Source organism: Mucilaginibacter sp. SJ (assembly GCF_028993635.1).
Lineage (GTDB): Bacteria > Bacteroidota > Bacteroidia > Sphingobacteriales > Sphingobacteriaceae > Mucilaginibacter.
In genome coordinates this window covers 5,391,591-5,407,042 of record NZ_CP118631.1, presented here as the reverse complement: position 1 = coordinate 5,407,042, position 15,452 = coordinate 5,391,591, and the positions used below count along the sequence as shown (strand labels likewise).

Annotated in this window: 11 protein-coding genes; 9 read left to right on the top strand and 2 right to left on the bottom strand. The window is 44.3% G+C overall.

The window, feature by feature from the left end:
• Positions 1-122: 122 nt before the first annotated feature.
• Complete coding sequence (locus MusilaSJ_RS22520) at positions 123-536, bottom strand: EamA family transporter (RefSeq protein ID WP_274987031.1); 414 nt, start codon at positions 534-536, stop codon at positions 123-125.
• Positions 537-682: 146 nt separating this feature from the next.
• On the opposite strand from MusilaSJ_RS22520, the gene MusilaSJ_RS22515 reads away from it, so the two are divergent.
• The 9 genes from MusilaSJ_RS22515 to MusilaSJ_RS22475 all read left to right on the top strand — a co-directional run bounded on the left by MusilaSJ_RS22515 (position 683) and on the right by MusilaSJ_RS22475 (position 12,123).
• Positions 683-1,360 carry a response regulator transcription factor gene (locus tag MusilaSJ_RS22515; RefSeq protein WP_274987030.1) on the top strand — a complete coding sequence of 226 codons (678 nt, stop codon included), beginning with the start codon at positions 683-685 and terminating at the stop codon, positions 1,358-1,360.
• The gene (locus MusilaSJ_RS22510; RefSeq protein WP_274987029.1) at positions 1,360-2,607 is read left to right on the top strand and encodes a sensor histidine kinase; all 1,248 of its coding nucleotides are present in this window, start codon (positions 1,360-1,362) and stop codon (positions 2,605-2,607) included. Before MusilaSJ_RS22515 ends, MusilaSJ_RS22510 begins: the two co-directional genes overlap by 1 nt.
• A 78-nt stretch (positions 2,608-2,685) precedes the next feature.
• Positions 2,686-3,933, top strand: coding sequence for a TolC family protein (locus tag MusilaSJ_RS22505; protein ID WP_274987028.1), 1,248 nt, complete (start codon positions 2,686-2,688; stop codon positions 3,931-3,933).
• Between the two features lies 1 nt (position 3,934).
• Positions 3,935-4,867: an efflux RND transporter periplasmic adaptor subunit gene (locus MusilaSJ_RS22500; RefSeq protein ID WP_274987027.1), complete on the top strand. Its 933-nt coding sequence runs from the start codon at positions 3,935-3,937 to the stop codon at positions 4,865-4,867.
• Between the two features lie 144 nt (positions 4,868-5,011).
• Positions 5,012-8,101: an efflux RND transporter permease subunit gene (locus tag MusilaSJ_RS22495; RefSeq protein ID WP_274987026.1), complete on the top strand. Its 3,090-nt coding sequence runs from the start codon at positions 5,012-5,014 to the stop codon at positions 8,099-8,101.
• A 56-nt stretch (positions 8,102-8,157) separates the two neighbouring features.
• Complete coding sequence (locus MusilaSJ_RS22490; RefSeq protein ID WP_274987025.1) at positions 8,158-9,159, top strand: hypothetical protein; 1,002 nt, start codon at positions 8,158-8,160, stop codon at positions 9,157-9,159.
• 130 nt (positions 9,160-9,289) lie between these two features.
• On the top strand, positions 9,290-10,327 hold the full coding sequence (locus MusilaSJ_RS22485) for a fatty acid desaturase (protein ID WP_274987024.1): 1,038 nt from the start codon (positions 9,290-9,292) through the stop codon (positions 10,325-10,327).
• Between the two features lie 306 nt (positions 10,328-10,633).
• Positions 10,634-11,077, top strand: coding sequence for a hypothetical protein (locus MusilaSJ_RS22480; RefSeq protein ID WP_274987023.1), 444 nt, complete (start codon positions 10,634-10,636; stop codon positions 11,075-11,077).
• Positions 11,078-11,214: 137 nt separating this feature from the next.
• Positions 11,215-12,123, top strand: coding sequence for a YjiK family protein (locus MusilaSJ_RS22475; protein WP_274987022.1), 909 nt, complete (start codon positions 11,215-11,217; stop codon positions 12,121-12,123).
• Positions 12,124-13,005: 882 nt separating this feature from the next.
• Here the strand turns inward: MusilaSJ_RS22475 and MusilaSJ_RS22470 are convergent.
• On the bottom strand, positions 13,006-15,222 hold the full coding sequence (locus MusilaSJ_RS22470) for a putative Ig domain-containing protein (RefSeq protein WP_274987021.1): 2,217 nt from the start codon (positions 15,220-15,222) through the stop codon (positions 13,006-13,008).
• Positions 15,223-15,452 lie beyond the last annotated feature (230 nt).

The following is a 15,452-nucleotide window of genomic DNA, read 5'->3' as shown; positions in this document are numbered from 1 at the left end:
CAAATTTTATAAGAAAGATTGGATTAAATCTGAATTAAATGGTATTGAAGTGTATTTGTTACAATATGTTTTTATTATGTATATATGCTTGTTACATTGTATATGAGCATGTTACAAAAAGGTTAAAAAATCAATACAATTGTACCGCCGATAATAAGCAGCGCGCCTATGGCATTTTTTAAAGTTAACGGTTCGCCCAGAAAAATAACAGAAAGCGCGATGGCCAAAGCAACGCTTAGTTTATCAACCGGGGCAACCTGGCTTACCTTGCCCAACTGCAGGGCGCGGAAATAACAGATCCACGAAAGGCCGGTTGCACAGCCAGACAAGATGAGGAAGGCCCAGTTGGTTTTGGTGAGCGTGCTGATACCACCATGGCTCCCCTTAAAAAGTGCTATGGCCCAGGCCAGGATCAGGATTATTACGGTACGGATGGCCGTAGCGAGGTCGGTATCAACCCCTTTAATCCCTATTTTGGCAAAAATGGCTGTAAGCGCTGCAAACAGTGCCGAAAGTAATGCGTAGATCCACCACATAATGATCAGATTTTGTTTTTAACTTGCAACAAGCTAAATGCAAATTTGCTTAGGCATTCTGTACAAAATCTGTGAGATAGCTGTTAGCCTTTACTCAAAATCCAGAATCTGTACAAATTGGCATTTTAACTTTACAAAAAAAAGTTTTGAAAATACTCATCATCGAAGACGAAGAGGGCCTGCGCGAAAGTATTGAAGAATATTTTACCGAAGCCGGCAACATTTGTGAAACCGCGGCCAGCTATGCAGCAGCCCTCGCCAAGGTTGAATTGTACCGTTATGATTGCATCCTGCTGGATATCACCCTGCCCGGCGGTAATGGTATTGATATATTAAAAAAGCTTAAAGCCAATAACTACACCGACGGGGTGCTCATCATATCGGCCAAAAACTCGCTCGATGACCGCCTGCAGGGCCTTGACCTCGGTGCTGATGATTATTTGGTAAAGCCCTTTCACCTTTCGGAATTGAAGGCGAGGGTATCGGCCATCATCAGGCGTAAAATGTTCAATGGCAGCAATGTACTTAACTTCAATGAGCTCAGTATCGACCTGATGGCTAAAACGGTAGCTGTAAACGGCATCCCGGTAAAGTTTACCCGTAAAGAGTTTGCATTGCTCATCTATTTCATCTCCAACAAAGGCAAAGTAATTTCAAAAAACGCCATTGCCGAACATTTATGGGGCGATGGCATCGATCTGGCCAATAATTTCGACTTTATTTACTCGCATATTAAAAACATCCGTAAAAAAATAATGGAAGCCGGCGGCAAGGATTATATTTATGCAGCCTATGGTATGGGCTACAAATTCGCCGATCAATAATGAAGCTTTCGGAAAGGTATAACCGGGTAAATTTAATTGCTACTATTGTTATCATGCTGATAACCGGCGTTATTTATTACCAGGCCATCAGCCTGATCCTTACTAATCAAAAAGACAATTCACTTAAGGTTGAAGAGCAGGAAGTTTTTGATTACGTAAAGCTCAATCACCACCTGCCCCAGGTTTTCGCCTCGAAAGACCAGCAGATCACCTTTATTTCGGCCGAACCCAATTCGGTTAAACGCGAATTTTTTAACACTACTTATTACCGCGAAAAAGACGAGCCGGAATCAGGTCGCGGTTTGGTCAGTTCGGTGACAGTTGGCGACAGGTATTATAAAATCCTGATAGTTGAATCGAAAGTAGAAACGGAAGACCTCATCCAGATCATCTTCGGCATTACAATAGGCGTTATCTTATTACTGCTGCTGGTGTTGGTAATTACCAACCGCCTGATATTGGGCCGGCTTTGGCAGCCATTTTACAGTATCCTGAGTGAATTGAAACTATTTAATGTTACCGACAGCCGCGAAATGCCATCTCCCAATACTACTATCGACGAGTTTAACGAACTCCAGGCCGAAGTTACCGCCATGGCCGAACGGGTAAAAAAAGACTACAAAGACCTTAAAACCTTTACCGAAAACGCCTCGCATGAGCTGCTTACCCCTATTGCGGTGATCAACTCCAAATTGGACACCCTGATCCAGACAGAAAACTTTAGTGAGCATCAAAGCAAGTTACTCAATGACCTTTACAGCGCGGTATCGCGCCTGAGCAGGCTTAACCAATCGTTGTTATTACTGGTCAAGATTGAGAACAAACTATTGAACGATCGACAGCACCTGGATTTACAGGAACTTATAGATGATTTGCTGTATCAATTGGAAGATATTTTCAACGACAAAGAAATAACGGTTATTTCAACAATTAGCAAAAAGGAAATTGAAGCCAGCAATTACCTTATTGAGATATTGTTAAATAACCTCATCATCAACGCGGTACGTCATAACCGTACAGGCGGCGAGATCATCATCAGCCTCACAGCCGAAAATTTAACCATCAAAAACACCGGCGAACAGGTAGCCTTAAATCCTGAAAATATCTTTACCCGCTTTCATAAAGCATCCACATCTGAAGGCAGCGGCCTGGGGCTTACCATATCCAAACAAATCTGCGAAAGTTTGGGTTATCAGCTGGTTTACAGTTATGAAGCGCCATACCATATCTTCACGGTCAACTTTTAAATTTGTTACACTGCCCCTACCAATTTTTTCCAGAATTATCGTGTAGCTTAGCTATTATTTAACACAATACGTATTATTTTGACCATCCGGATAAATTGGGTTTTCGGCTTTTTATTTTGCCTGCTTAGTGCTGCTACACAGGCACAAACCTACAATCTTGAACATTATTTGGAGCTTGCCAAAAGTAACAGTCCGCTGTTAAAGGATTTGCAAAATCAGGTTGCTTCGGGCCAGTTGGACAGCCTCCGGATCAGGGCAGGTTACAGGCCACAGGTAAGCGCTAACAGTGCCGGTCTTTACGCGCCGGTTGCCGGCGGCTATGGTTATGCCCCTGCCATCACCAACGAGCATACGCTTAATGCGCTATTGGGCATCAATCAATCGCTGGATAGCAAAAAAAATATCGCTGCACAGATAGATGCGGTGAAGCTGCAATCGCAATCGGTGCTTAATACCGCCAAAATCTCTGAGCAGGACCTGAAAAAAGCAGTCACGGCACAATACATAGCGGCATTTGGCAGCCTGCAACAGGTAAAATTTAACCAGGAAGTGATCAGCCTGCTTAACCGGGAGGAAGCGCTGCTTAAAAAACTGACCCGCACCAATGTTTACCGCCAAAGCGATTACCTTACTTTTTTGGTTACCCTTAAACAGCAGGAACTAACTTTGTCGCAGGCAAAGCTGCAATACAAAAATGACTATACTACACTTAACTATTTAACCGGCATTGCTGATACCAGTTACATCGAACTACAGGATCCCGGCATTCAAAAAACTATCCGGGCCAATATTAGTAACAGCATCTTTTTCAGCCAGTATAAAACGGATAGCCTTAAGCTGGTAAACAGTCGCGCCTTAGTTGATTTTGCCTACAAACCCAAGATTAATTTACTGGCAGACGGCGGTTACAATTCCGATTTCCTGAGTGGGCCGGCCTATAAAAATTTCGGCGCCAGTATTGGTTTTAGTTTTACCCTGCCATTATATGATGGAGGCCAGCGTAAGATCCAGTACCGCAAGCTCTCGTTAGAAGAAGATACCCGGCGCAGCTACAAAGCGTTTTTTGATACACAATACCGCCAGCAGATTGCTCAGCTAAATCAACAGATAGATGGCTCCGAAAAACTGCTCAATCAAATTGATGACCAGATGAAATACACCGAAAGCCTGGTAAAAGTTGACACCCAACTGCTGCAAACCGGCGATGTGCGTGTAGCCGACCTGGTGCTGGCTATCAACAATTACCTTGCTATAAAAAATCTTAAAACACAAACCAATATTAATAAGCTGCAGCTCATTAATCAGCTCAATTACTGGAACAAATAATATGAAATTTAAACATATATACCTGTTTGCAGGCCTTTTAACCTTGCTGTATAGTTGCAAAGGCAACACTCCTGCAGATGATGCCGGCGATGCAGAAACAGCCGCTCAAACGCCCGTAACCGTAACCTCAGTCGCCGATAGTGCTATGGTTGACTATATTGACCTTAGCGCCACATCTGTTTTTCAGCAAAAAAATATTGTGAAGGCCAATGCTAACGGTTACATCCAAAAGGTGAACATCCTGCCAGGGCATTACGTAAATAAAGGCGAGTTTTTATTCAGCATAAAAACCAAGGAAGCACAGAGTATTGGCAACAGCATCAATGTGCTGGATACTACGTTTAAGTTTTCGGGAATTAATAAAATAAAAGCTGCCGGCAATGGCTACGTTACCCAACTCAACCATCAGCAGGGCGATTATGTACAGGATGGTGAACAGCTTGCCGTAATCAGCGATCGCTCAAGCTTTGTATTTGTGATGCAATTACCCTATGAACTGCGTAGCTATGTAAAAAACAACCAGAACGTACTGCTTGTACTGCCCGGCGGCGAAAAACTGATGGCACAGGTAAGCTCATCAATGCCCGCTGTTGATTCATTATCTCAAACCCAGGGTATTGTGCTTAAAGTGAACAGTACCAACCCCATTCCCGAAAATTTGGTAGCCAAAGCGCGGATCATTAAGTCGATACGCCCGCATACGCTATCACTTCCAAAATCGGCCATACTAAGCAATGAAACACAAACGGAGTTTTGGGTAATGAAGTTGATCAATCCTACTACTGCTGTAAAAACTGCCATAACCAAAGGCATTGAAACCGGCGGCAGGGTGGAAATTTTAACCCCCAAATTTTCGGCAAATGATAAAATAGTGGTTACAGGTAATTACGGACTGGCGGATACCGCTAAAGTGAAAATAACAAGCCCCCTCTAAATCTCCCCCGGTGGGGGAGACTTTAAAGCGCTCCCTACCGGGGAGGGTTTGGGTGGGGCATTCAAGTCCTCTCTGATAAATCCTACCAATCAGAGAGATAATTAAGCCCTCCCTACCGGGGAGGGTTTGGGTGGGGCTTATACTATGAACCAGCGAAAAAATTACTTCATAACCCACCGCAAGCCTTTAGGCCTGGTACTTGCCCTGATTATTATGGGCGGTTTGTTTGCCTATTCAAAACTGCAAACTTCGCTTTTTCCTGAAATCACTTTCCCAAAGATCAAAATCATTGCCGACGAGGGCCTGCAGCCGGTAAATAAAATGATGGTTACAGTTACCAAACCGCTGGAAAATGCCATTAAGCAGGTGCCCGACCTGCAACTGGTACGCAGTACTACCAGCAGGGGAAGCTGTGAAATTTCGGCGCTGCTCAACTGGAATGCTGATATCGACCTGAGCCAGCAGCGTATCCAGTCGAGCATCGATCAGATCAAGAACGACCTTCCCGCCGATGTAAATATCAGCGTAGCTAAAATGAACCCTTCCATTTTACCGGTAAGCGGTTACACTTTGGAGAGCCATAACCTGTCCCCTATTGAATTAAGGCAATTAGCTACATACACGGTAAAACCATTCCTGTCGCAGGTCGACGGGGTATCGGAGATCAGGGTGATCGGCGGTAAATTAAAAGAATACTGGCTCACGCTCGATCAGCAAAAAATGACTTCGTTGGGCCTTACGCCTGATATTATCAGTAATACGCTTGCTACTACCAATTTCGTAAAATCAGAGGGCTATCTGTCTGATTATAAGCGCATGTACCTCACTGTCACTGATGCTACCATCAATGCCAAAGATCAGCTGGAGGACCTGGTGATCAGCAACAACCGCAAAAGGATAGTACGGCTCAAGGATTTTGCAAGCATCCAGGTTAACGAAGGGATTGAGTATACCCGTATCAACGCCAACGGGCATGATGGGGTACTGATAGCTGTAGTGAAGCAACCCAATGCCAACCTCATTTCGGTTAGTAACGATATGGCCGATAAGATTGACGCGCTGAAAAAACTACTCCCGCAGGGTGTAAGTATCCGGCCATATTATGTTCAGGCCGATTTTGTGAACGATTCGGTTAGGAGCGTAAGCGACAGCCTTTGGGTAGGCTTACTCCTGGCTATTATTGTGGCGGTTATCTTCTTAAGATCGTTCAAGGCAAGTATCACCATATTGATTACCATCCCGGTTACACTCGGGCTTACACTGCTCATATTGTACTGGCTTGGCTATACTTTTAATATCATGACGCTGGGTGCTATCGCAGCCTCCATAGGGTTAATTATTGACGATGCCATTGTGGTGGTTGAACAGATCCACAGGGTACACGAAGAACACCCGGACGAGTTGAGCAGCCATTTGGTGCGCAAGGCTATTGATTACCTTTTCCCGGCCATGGTAGGCTCATCTATCAGTACTATCGTAATTTTTATTCCTTTTGTTTTGATGACGGGTGTGGCCGGGGCCTACTTCAAGGTGCTTACCGATACCATGATCATTACCTTGCTGAGTTCATTCTTTGTAACGTGGATCGGTTTGCCGGTAATTTACCTGCTCGTAACACGTAAGCCTAAGTTAAATGCAGCAAAAGCTAAGACAGAAGAAATACACACGGTTAAGCAACAAAAGTGGGTTAGTTTCTTTATCCTGCGCCCCTATGTAAGCTTTGTTATTGTTGCCGCGCTGGCTGCCGTAATTGTGATTGTCCCCCCATTGCTGGAGACCGGCTTCCTGCCTGATATGGACGAAGGAGCCATCGTGCTCGACTACAAATCACCTCCCGGAACATCACTGGAAGAAACCGACCGGATGTTGCGCCAGATAGAAAAACAGATCATCAAGCATCCGGATGTAACTGCCTATTCGCGCCGTACGGGTACACAAATGGGCTTTTTTATTACAGAGCCTAACAGCGGCGATTATCTTATCCAGCTAAAAAAAGATCGCACCAAAAGCACCGAAGAGGTGATCAGCGATTTGCGTAAAATGGTTGAGGAAACCCAACCCGCGCTGCAGGTTGAATTTGGCCAGGTGATATCCGATATGCTTGGCGACCTGACCACATCGGCCGAGCCTATCGAGATCAAAGTATTCGGTGATAATCAGCAAACCCTGCAAAACCTGTCAAGGCAGATAGCCGGGCTGGTTGAAAAAGTAAAAGGTACTGCCGATGTGCTGCCGGGTATTGTTATCGCCGGTCCTTCGGTAAGCATTCAACCCCATTACAGCAAGATCGCACAGTATGGAATTACCGCTGCCGATCTACAGATGCAGATCCAAACCGCGCTGGAAGGTAATGTAATAGGCAGCTTACTGGAAAAAGAACAGCTTTCACCCATCCGCATGGTTTACCCGGGTAACCGCTCGCTTAACGTGAATGACATCCATAACCTGCACATATTTTTACCCAGCGGCAAACTCATCCCTATAACCGAACTTGCTTCGGTAGAGTTAAGGCCCGGCGATGCGGAGATCAATCGCGAAAACCTGCAAAGCATGAATGTAGTGAGCGCCCGTCTGGAAGACAGCGACCTGGGTACCGTAATAACATCCATTCAAAAAACCATCCATGATAACGTAAACCTGCCAACGGGTTACCACGTGGAGTATGGAGGAGCCTACGCCCAGCAGCAGCAGTCATTTAAAGAATTGCTTATCATCCTCATAACTGCCTGTTTACTGGTTTTTGGGGTGATATTATTCCTGTTCAGGCAGTTCAGGATAGCGCTGCTTATTTTGGTGATTGGCATTTTAGGTATCGCCGGTAGCTTCCTGGCTTTATTTATTACCGGTACGCCACTCAATGTGGGCAGCTATACAGGGTTGATTATGATTGTAGGCATTATTGGCGAAAACGCCATTTTCACCTTCCTGCAGTTTAAGGAAAGCGCTATCGAAAATGAAAATAAAAACATTGACGCCGCTATAACCTTTGCCATCAGTACCCGTTTAAGACCAAAACTAATGACCGCTTTGGGGGCCATTATAGCCCTGTTGCCGCTTGCTTTAGGCATAGGTGCCGGCGCGCAATTACACCAGCCATTAGCAATTGCAGTTATTGGGGGTTTTTTAGCGGCGTTGCCATTACTGCTTATCGTTTTACCGGCAATGCTCCGTATATTGTACCGCAAAGGGTTTAACACCCATTTAAATGAAATTAATGAAAGCCACAACGGTTAACACAGCATTTTTACAGATTCGGGACTTAATTTCATGGCAATAAACACTCCCGAAAAATGAAAAAGCAAATTTTGGCCGTAGCCTTGCTCATAGCAGGTATAGCTCCTTTTAAACTGAATGCGCAAACCTATGCGGCCGATAAAACCATCGCGCTACCGGGTGATGGTGGTTACGATTACCTGGCTATCGACAAGATCAACCGTAATCTTTATGTATCGCATGGTACTGCTGTAAATGTCATTAACCTGGATACCGAAAATCCGGTTGGCGTTATTGATAACATGAAAGGCGTTCACGGTATAGCCATTGTAAATAAACTTAATCGTGGTTTCATTAGTGATGGCAAGGCAAATGCCGTAGTAGTTTTTGATCTGAAAACTTTTAAAACCATAACTACCATTGCCCTTACCGATGCTAATGGCCCTGACGCTATTATGTATGACCCCTACTCCGACCGGGTGTTTACCTTCAACGGCGAAAGTGATAATTCATCGGTAATTAACCCGGCAACGCTTAAGCAGGTTGGCACGGTTGCACTTGGCGGCGGCCCCGAGTTTGCTGTATCCGACGGCAAAGGTAAAATCTACAATAACCTTGAAGATAAAAGCAGCCTGAATGTTATTGATAGCAAAAGCCTTAAAGTAGTTAAAAACTATCCCCTTGCCCCCTGTGGTGGCCCTACCGGCTTAGCGCTTGATGCCGCTAACCAGAAATTGTTTACCGTTTGCCGCGAAAATAAGGGGGTGAGTGTTGTTGATATCAAAACAGGCAAAGTGACTGCTACCCTGCCAATCGGCGCCGGGGTTGACGCGGTAGTTTATGACCCTGAAACCAAACTGATATTTTGCTCATGCGGCGATGGCACCACTACCATCATCAAACAAAAATCGGCTGATGAATATGAGGTGATCCAAACCCTAAAAACCGCCGAAAGGGCGCGCACCATGGCACTTGACGCCAAAACCCACAAAATTTATTTGAGCGTTGCGCAGTTTGAACCCGGCACACGCAAAACCATTCCCAATACTTTTAAGGTGCTTGTTTTTAAGCGAAACTAACGTAAATTGTATATAAAATTTATATGAAATGATCGTGAAGATTTTGGTTATTCCTAATATTACTAATTAATTTTTACAAAAAAATGAACTTTTGCGCACGTTATCGTTATATTTAACGTTTTAACACTATATGATTAAAAAGACTGATTTTGTTTATTCCCAGGAGTCTGAACCTCATCGTATCCGCACAAAAAAAATCTTGAAGGAGTTTCCGCAACTGCGAAAGCTTATTGGTAAAAACCCCGCAACCATATGGGCCATTATTGGTTTAGTAGCTTTCCAGGTTGTTTTAGCCTGGTTTGTACGCGACCAGTCATGGTGGATAGTTTTCGGAGCTGCTTATTTGCTTGGCGCTTTTGCCGATCACGCATTGTTTGTGATGATCCACGAATGTACACACCAGCTGCTGTTTAAAAACCGCAACGCAAACCGCTGGGCATCCATGTTTGCCAACTTACCGCAAATATTACCAAGCGCTATTTCATTCGAAAAGTACCACATCAAACATCATTCATTTCAGGGCGTTCATGAGCTTGATGCCGATTTGCCAAACCGCTGGGAAGCAAAACTGATCAGCAATTCATTTTTTGGTAAAGCAATCTGGCTGCTGTTTTTCCCGGTATTTCAATTGTTCCGCCTTTCACGTTTAAGGGAAATCCATCCTTTTGACGGCTGGATCCTGACAAACTGGTTATTACAGGCAGCATTTACAACCGCAATCGCTTATTTTATGGGCTGGCATGCAGTGGCGTTCCTGCTGTTGAGTTTCTCGTTTTCGGTTGGCCTGCACCCGCTGGGCGCCCGATGGATCCAGGAGCATTACCTTACCGTTACCGAAGAGCAGGAAACATACAGCTATTATGGTAATTTTAATGCCGTAGCCTTTAACGTAGGCTTCCACAATGAGCACCATGATTTTCCTTCTATCCCATGGAACAAACTTCCCGAGATCAGGAAAACTGCCCCTGAATACTATGATACCTTACATTATCATACCTCATGGACCAAACTATTCTTCCAGTTTTTGTTTGACAGGGAGATCTCACTTTTTAACCGCATCCTGCGTAAAGACCGCGGTCGTGTAGCGTTAACAGACATTTCAAAACCAGATATTGACCTCACCAAATCCGAAGCCACAAAGCCGGAGCTTATAGACGTTGAAAAATAAGAAAATGAGAAAGGGCCTTGAAAAAGGCCCTTTTTTGTTGGCGATAGTTGACTTATTTAGGAATCATCATTAATATTATTTTTCCATCTTTTTTGCCCCGCTGCCGCAAGCGTCCCCGCTTGTGGCCCGCGTTTAGGTATACAACCTGATTAGCCTCTCGCATAGCTTAGCATGATACCCACAAGCAAGGACCCTTGCGGTAGCGATGTAAAACTCCAAAACCATGATAACCAAACTTTCATCATGTCAAATTCTCCCTTGCATTTCACCAACTAATTTCCGTATTTTGCTAAAAATATTAGTAAAATGAAACATATAAGCGTAGCCGATCAACTTATAATCTTTAGTCGTTATATCGGTCAGCAGGTTATGATTATTAGTCTTTTAAATAACAATGAAGTCAGCCTTGGTATCCTTAACGGGGTAAAACACAATGCCATAGCTGTTAGCACTGATAATATCATACGCTGGATTCCGCTTTATGATAACTTCAGGCTTTGCGAAATCAAACTGCTTTTGAAACCTTTAAAAAAGCTTACTACCGAAATTGTTTCCGCAGCAAACGACCTGCCCGTAAAGGCGTTCATCACTCCATATTACCAGCAACTGGGCTATGATATGCCTGTTTTTATTGAACCCGGGCACCCCTGTAATTGCAAATATGTTCAGGAACTGGAACTGGCCGATTACCGTACCCCTGCCGAAATATACAGGCAAAACGCTTTATTACATGCTTTTGAATCGGCATAAATGTTTCATGGTACGAATATTGTGTACCATCTGCCCTGTTTGTTACATAATTTTCATAGAATCGTAACAAAATCAAATAATTAATGTCAACTTCATACTAACGCGCTTTATTTGCGTTATTGTTTGCAAGAAACAGAATGAGTCGATCAAAAAAATTAAATATACTCTTACCCATTGTATCCCTGCTTTTTATGGGGGCTTTTGCCAAGCACAGGCTGCTCGACAGGCAGGACATTACAGGCACCCTGAATGATAAAGAGATGGATGAAACGTCGGGTATTGCAGCATCGTCTATTAGTCCCGACACCTACTATGTACATAACGACAGCGGCGATACCAGCCGTTTTTTTGCTATAACAGCCGAAGGCAAACTCAAATCAACCATTTATTTTAAGGGAGATAGCACTCAAAAGCTGGGGGTACAGGATTGTGAAGATATTGATGTTGGCCCCGGACCGGAAAAAGGTAAAAGTTACGTTTACCTTGGCGATATAGGCGATAACAATCAAAACAGGCCATATATTACAGTTTACCGCATGGCCGAAAAAAAATCATGGGCTACAGGTGATAAGGCAATTACAAACACAAAAGCTGTGCGGGCAAATTTTAAATATCCGGATGGCGCTAAAGATGCTGAAACGTTGATGATTGACCCGATAGGCAAACAATTGATCATTGTAAGCAAAAGGAGTGACACCGTCGCGGTTTACACCGCTCCATTAAAATACCAGGCCAATACAACAACTATATTAACCAAACGCTGCAAATTGTTCTTCGCAGGTTTTAAACCTTTTAAATGGATAACGGCCGGCGATATCTCTAAAGACGGGCAGCAGATCCTGCTAAAAAGCTACGACAAGGTTTACTACTGGCGCCGCCAGCATAACGAACCCATATGGGAAACCATGGTACGTAAACCACGTGAGCTGGTATATAAAGTTGAAAAACAGGGCGAGGCTATAGGCTTTCAGCCCGATGGCAAAGGCTACTACACTACAAGTGAAGGTGTTTTTTCGCCGATATATCATTACGATGTGCCAAATTGATTTTCAAACTACATCACATAGAAAAGGCCTTTATCGAATAAGATAAAGGCCTTTTTTATAAAGGATCGCTTACATCACCCGGATAAGCTTTACGCCATGCGGTGGGATTTTAAAGTATATTAACGTCCCATCAGGGTCTCTCGCAGAGGACCCTGATGTATACGCCATGCAGATTGATATATACGCCAGATCAGCTGTTCTAAATACCCGAAACTCAATGAACCTCAGGGTCCCATCAGGGTCTTTCGCAGATTTAAGCTTACCCACAAAATTGCTTGTCGTTTAAACAGCAAGTCGTCGTGTTTTGCCCCTCTGGGGCAAAGGGTATTCTATAACTTTACGAGCTACAAACCTTTTGCACCTCTGGTGCATCTGTCCTTGGGCAACTAATACATCTTTATTAAATTGTAAAATCCCCCGGAGGGGGAACAGGTTTGTAGAAATAACGTCACACCCCTTACCCGAACCCCGGAGGGGTTCAACTTATCAGGATTACCCAATTGACCATTGATTTTATGGGTAAACTTAAACTCGCAGAGGACCTTGATGTATACGCTATGCAGATTGATATATACGCCAGATCAGCTGTTCTAAATACCCGAAACTCGATGAACCTCAGGGTCCTCTGCGAGAGACCCTGAAGGGACATGATGTATACACCAGATCAGCTGTTCTAAATACCCAAAACGCGGTGAACCTCAGGGTCCTCTGCGAGAGACCCTGAGGGGACATGACGTCCCCCCTACCCGAACCCCAGAGGGGTTCAACTTATGTAGGTTATCCAATTTAACTATTGATTTTATGGGTTAACTTAACTCTACGACAGACTAAAAAGACCTTTGCCAAATAAGCAAAGGCCTTTTTTCATATTAAACAATCTATCTACATAGCCCGGATAAGCTTTACACCATGCGGTGGTATTTTAAAAGTGTATTTGTGGTTAACCGCTATCAGGTATTTCTGTTCCCAAACGTCGCGTGCTTTGGTAAAGCCTTTTAACAGCTTGTCAGTAACATCCAGGTTAACGGTTTGATATTTATCAGATGTGTTAAAGAAACCTATTGCTTTTTCGCCTTTGGTAAGCTCTTTTACCCAAATCTGCTGCTCATCTGTTTTAGAAGCCTGTCTTGCACCTTTACCTAAAGCATCCTGGTCAATAGCCAGTACTTCATCATTCGTTAACAGGCTAAGCGTAAACCTGTCCAGGTGCCCCATATCGCAGCCGATTAACAGCGGCGCAGACAGCAGGCTCCATAAACTGATGTGGGTATATTGCTCATCATAAGTTAAACGGCTATTGTGCAGGCTTGGCCCCCAGCCTACTTTGCCCACCACCAGCATATCCGGATCATTAAAATGTCCCGGACCGGCGTAAGGCGAAGCGGGATCCTGGCTAAAGCCAATATCGCTCATGCTTCTCCAGGTATCCTGAATATCGCCGGTGGTACGCCAGCTGTTACCGCCGGTTTCGGCACCCCATTTCCAAACATCACCCCAGCCGTACTGGCAAAAACTGAACATAATATCGCGGTTTACCTTATTTAAAGAGGTGCGCATTACTTCATATGGTTTCTTAAGCGCAGGCAGATCGGGATGCGGTGGGGTAACTTCCGAGTAGGAGCACCAGTCGTATTTCAAATAGTCAAAACCCCAGTCGGCATAAGTTTTGGCGTCCTGATCTTCATGCTGCCAGCTGCCCAAAAAGCCGCCGCAGGTGCGCGGACCAGGCGATGAATAAATCCCCGTATGCAGGCCAAGGCTGTGTACATAATCAGTTAAACCTTTCATATCCGGAAACTTACTGTTAGCTACGATGGCGCCATCGGCAGCACGGTTTTCCGCCTCCCAGCCATCGTCGATATTGATATAGTTCCAGCCATAAGCACTTAATTTCTCCGACATTTCTTTAGCCGAGATCTTTACCTTTTCATCATTAACGCTCAAGCCCCAGGCATTCCAGCTGTTCCAGCCAAGCGCGGGAGTAAGTCCAATTTTATCACTAATGCTAATGGTAAGCGCTTTGGTTTTGCTGCCTAAGTTATTGGTAACCGTAAGCGTTACAGGATAATCTCCCTTTTGGCTTACCACACCTGTAATGATACCTGTTTTAGCATCAAGCGTTAAGCCTGCAGGCAAGCCCGCGGCTTTATAGGTAAGCGGCTTTTTACCGGTTGCCGGGATCAGGTAAAGGAAAGGGTTACCCGGCCTTGCACCGTAAACCTCGGCTCCGTTAATTTTTGGCCTGGGCGATGGATAAGGCGTAAGGATATAAGGTGTAGTTTCTGTTTTAACAATCTCCTTCCCCGATTTTTGATCTGTAAAAGTATAAGCAATGGTATATGATTTTTTAGCTAACCGGGCTATAACAAACGAATAGGTGAAAGGCTTTCCGGAGGTAAAGTTTGCAGGGTTTGTTTTTTCGTAGATCACCGCACCCGTTTCAGGGTCGGTAACTTTAAAGGCCAAAGTACCCTCGTACTGGTATTTATTGGTCGTAATCAATTTAACTGATTTGGCCAGGCTATTATTTTCCTGGAAAGTAAAATCGCCATCGGTATTAACCGTAACGTGATCCATTACATCGGCCATGGCAATAGAAAAATTATCGCCGTAAATACCACCGTCGCCCCCGGTATCGTAAATACGGATGGCCAGCACATTTTCTTTATCCCACAAAATTGCAGGATCTGAAGCCGGGATACTATAAGTGCGCGGCCCGTAATGGCCATCTTTAATGGTTCCGCTGTGGCCACCATATTTAGCGATCAGCTTTCCATTCAGGTATACCTCGTCATTATCGTCAACACTGGCCAGGCTTAAGCGAAGACTATCCTTTAAATAGGCTTTCTCCTTAAGCGATGAAGGGATCACTACGTGGATACGGTACCAGCCGAAGCCATCGTAATTAGGGTGTCCCTGCGGTTCCCAGGAGTGGGCGACATCAATGCTTTGCCAGTTTTGATCGTTAAAAGTTGGGGACGACCATTGGGCAGAATCACCCACAGCAAATTTCCAGCCTTTGTTAAGCTGAACATCCTGTGCCGAAGCGCCCAAGTACGTACCACCCAACAATAGCAATGCGGTAAAAATTTTCTTCATTATTATAGGTTGTTTAAAAGTGAAAGCGAAACAGGATTTCGCCCGGTTAGTATGCAGATTTAAAGGTACAATCATTTTGAATAATTAGAAATGTGTTGTTAACATTTATATAAATACACATAACAAAAGCCTGCAAATACAACTCAGTGTAAAAAAGCATTCTTTGAGTTAACCATCAGGCTGTTGCAGTACAGTTTTTGCACATCAATCGATAATACTGCCGGCAGTAA

Excerpts from the sequence above, each read along its gene's own strand:
- MusilaSJ_RS22475 (WP_274987022.1), top strand. The coding sequence starts at position 11,215 with ATGAGTCGATCAAAAAAATTAAATATACTCTTACCCATTGTATCCCTG.
- MusilaSJ_RS22480 (WP_274987023.1), top strand. The coding sequence starts at position 10,634 with ATGAAACATATAAGCGTAGCCGATCAACTTATAATCTTTAGTCGTTAT.
- MusilaSJ_RS22495 (WP_274987026.1), top strand. The coding sequence starts at position 5,012 with ATGAACCAGCGAAAAAATTACTTCATAACCCACCGCAAGCCTTTAGGC.
- MusilaSJ_RS22520 (WP_274987031.1), bottom strand. The coding sequence starts at position 536 with ATGTGGTGGATCTACGCATTACTTTCGGCACTGTTTGCAGCGCTTACA.
- MusilaSJ_RS22470 (WP_274987021.1), bottom strand. The coding sequence starts at position 15,222 with ATGAAGAAAATTTTTACCGCATTGCTATTGTTGGGTGGTACGTACTTG.
- MusilaSJ_RS22490 (WP_274987025.1), top strand. The coding sequence starts at position 8,158 with ATGAAAAAGCAAATTTTGGCCGTAGCCTTGCTCATAGCAGGTATAGCT.
- MusilaSJ_RS22510 (WP_274987029.1), top strand. The coding sequence starts at position 1,360 with ATGAAGCTTTCGGAAAGGTATAACCGGGTAAATTTAATTGCTACTATT.
- MusilaSJ_RS22485 (WP_274987024.1), top strand. The coding sequence starts at position 9,290 with ATGATTAAAAAGACTGATTTTGTTTATTCCCAGGAGTCTGAACCTCAT.
- MusilaSJ_RS22500 (WP_274987027.1), top strand. The coding sequence starts at position 3,935 with ATGAAATTTAAACATATATACCTGTTTGCAGGCCTTTTAACCTTGCTG.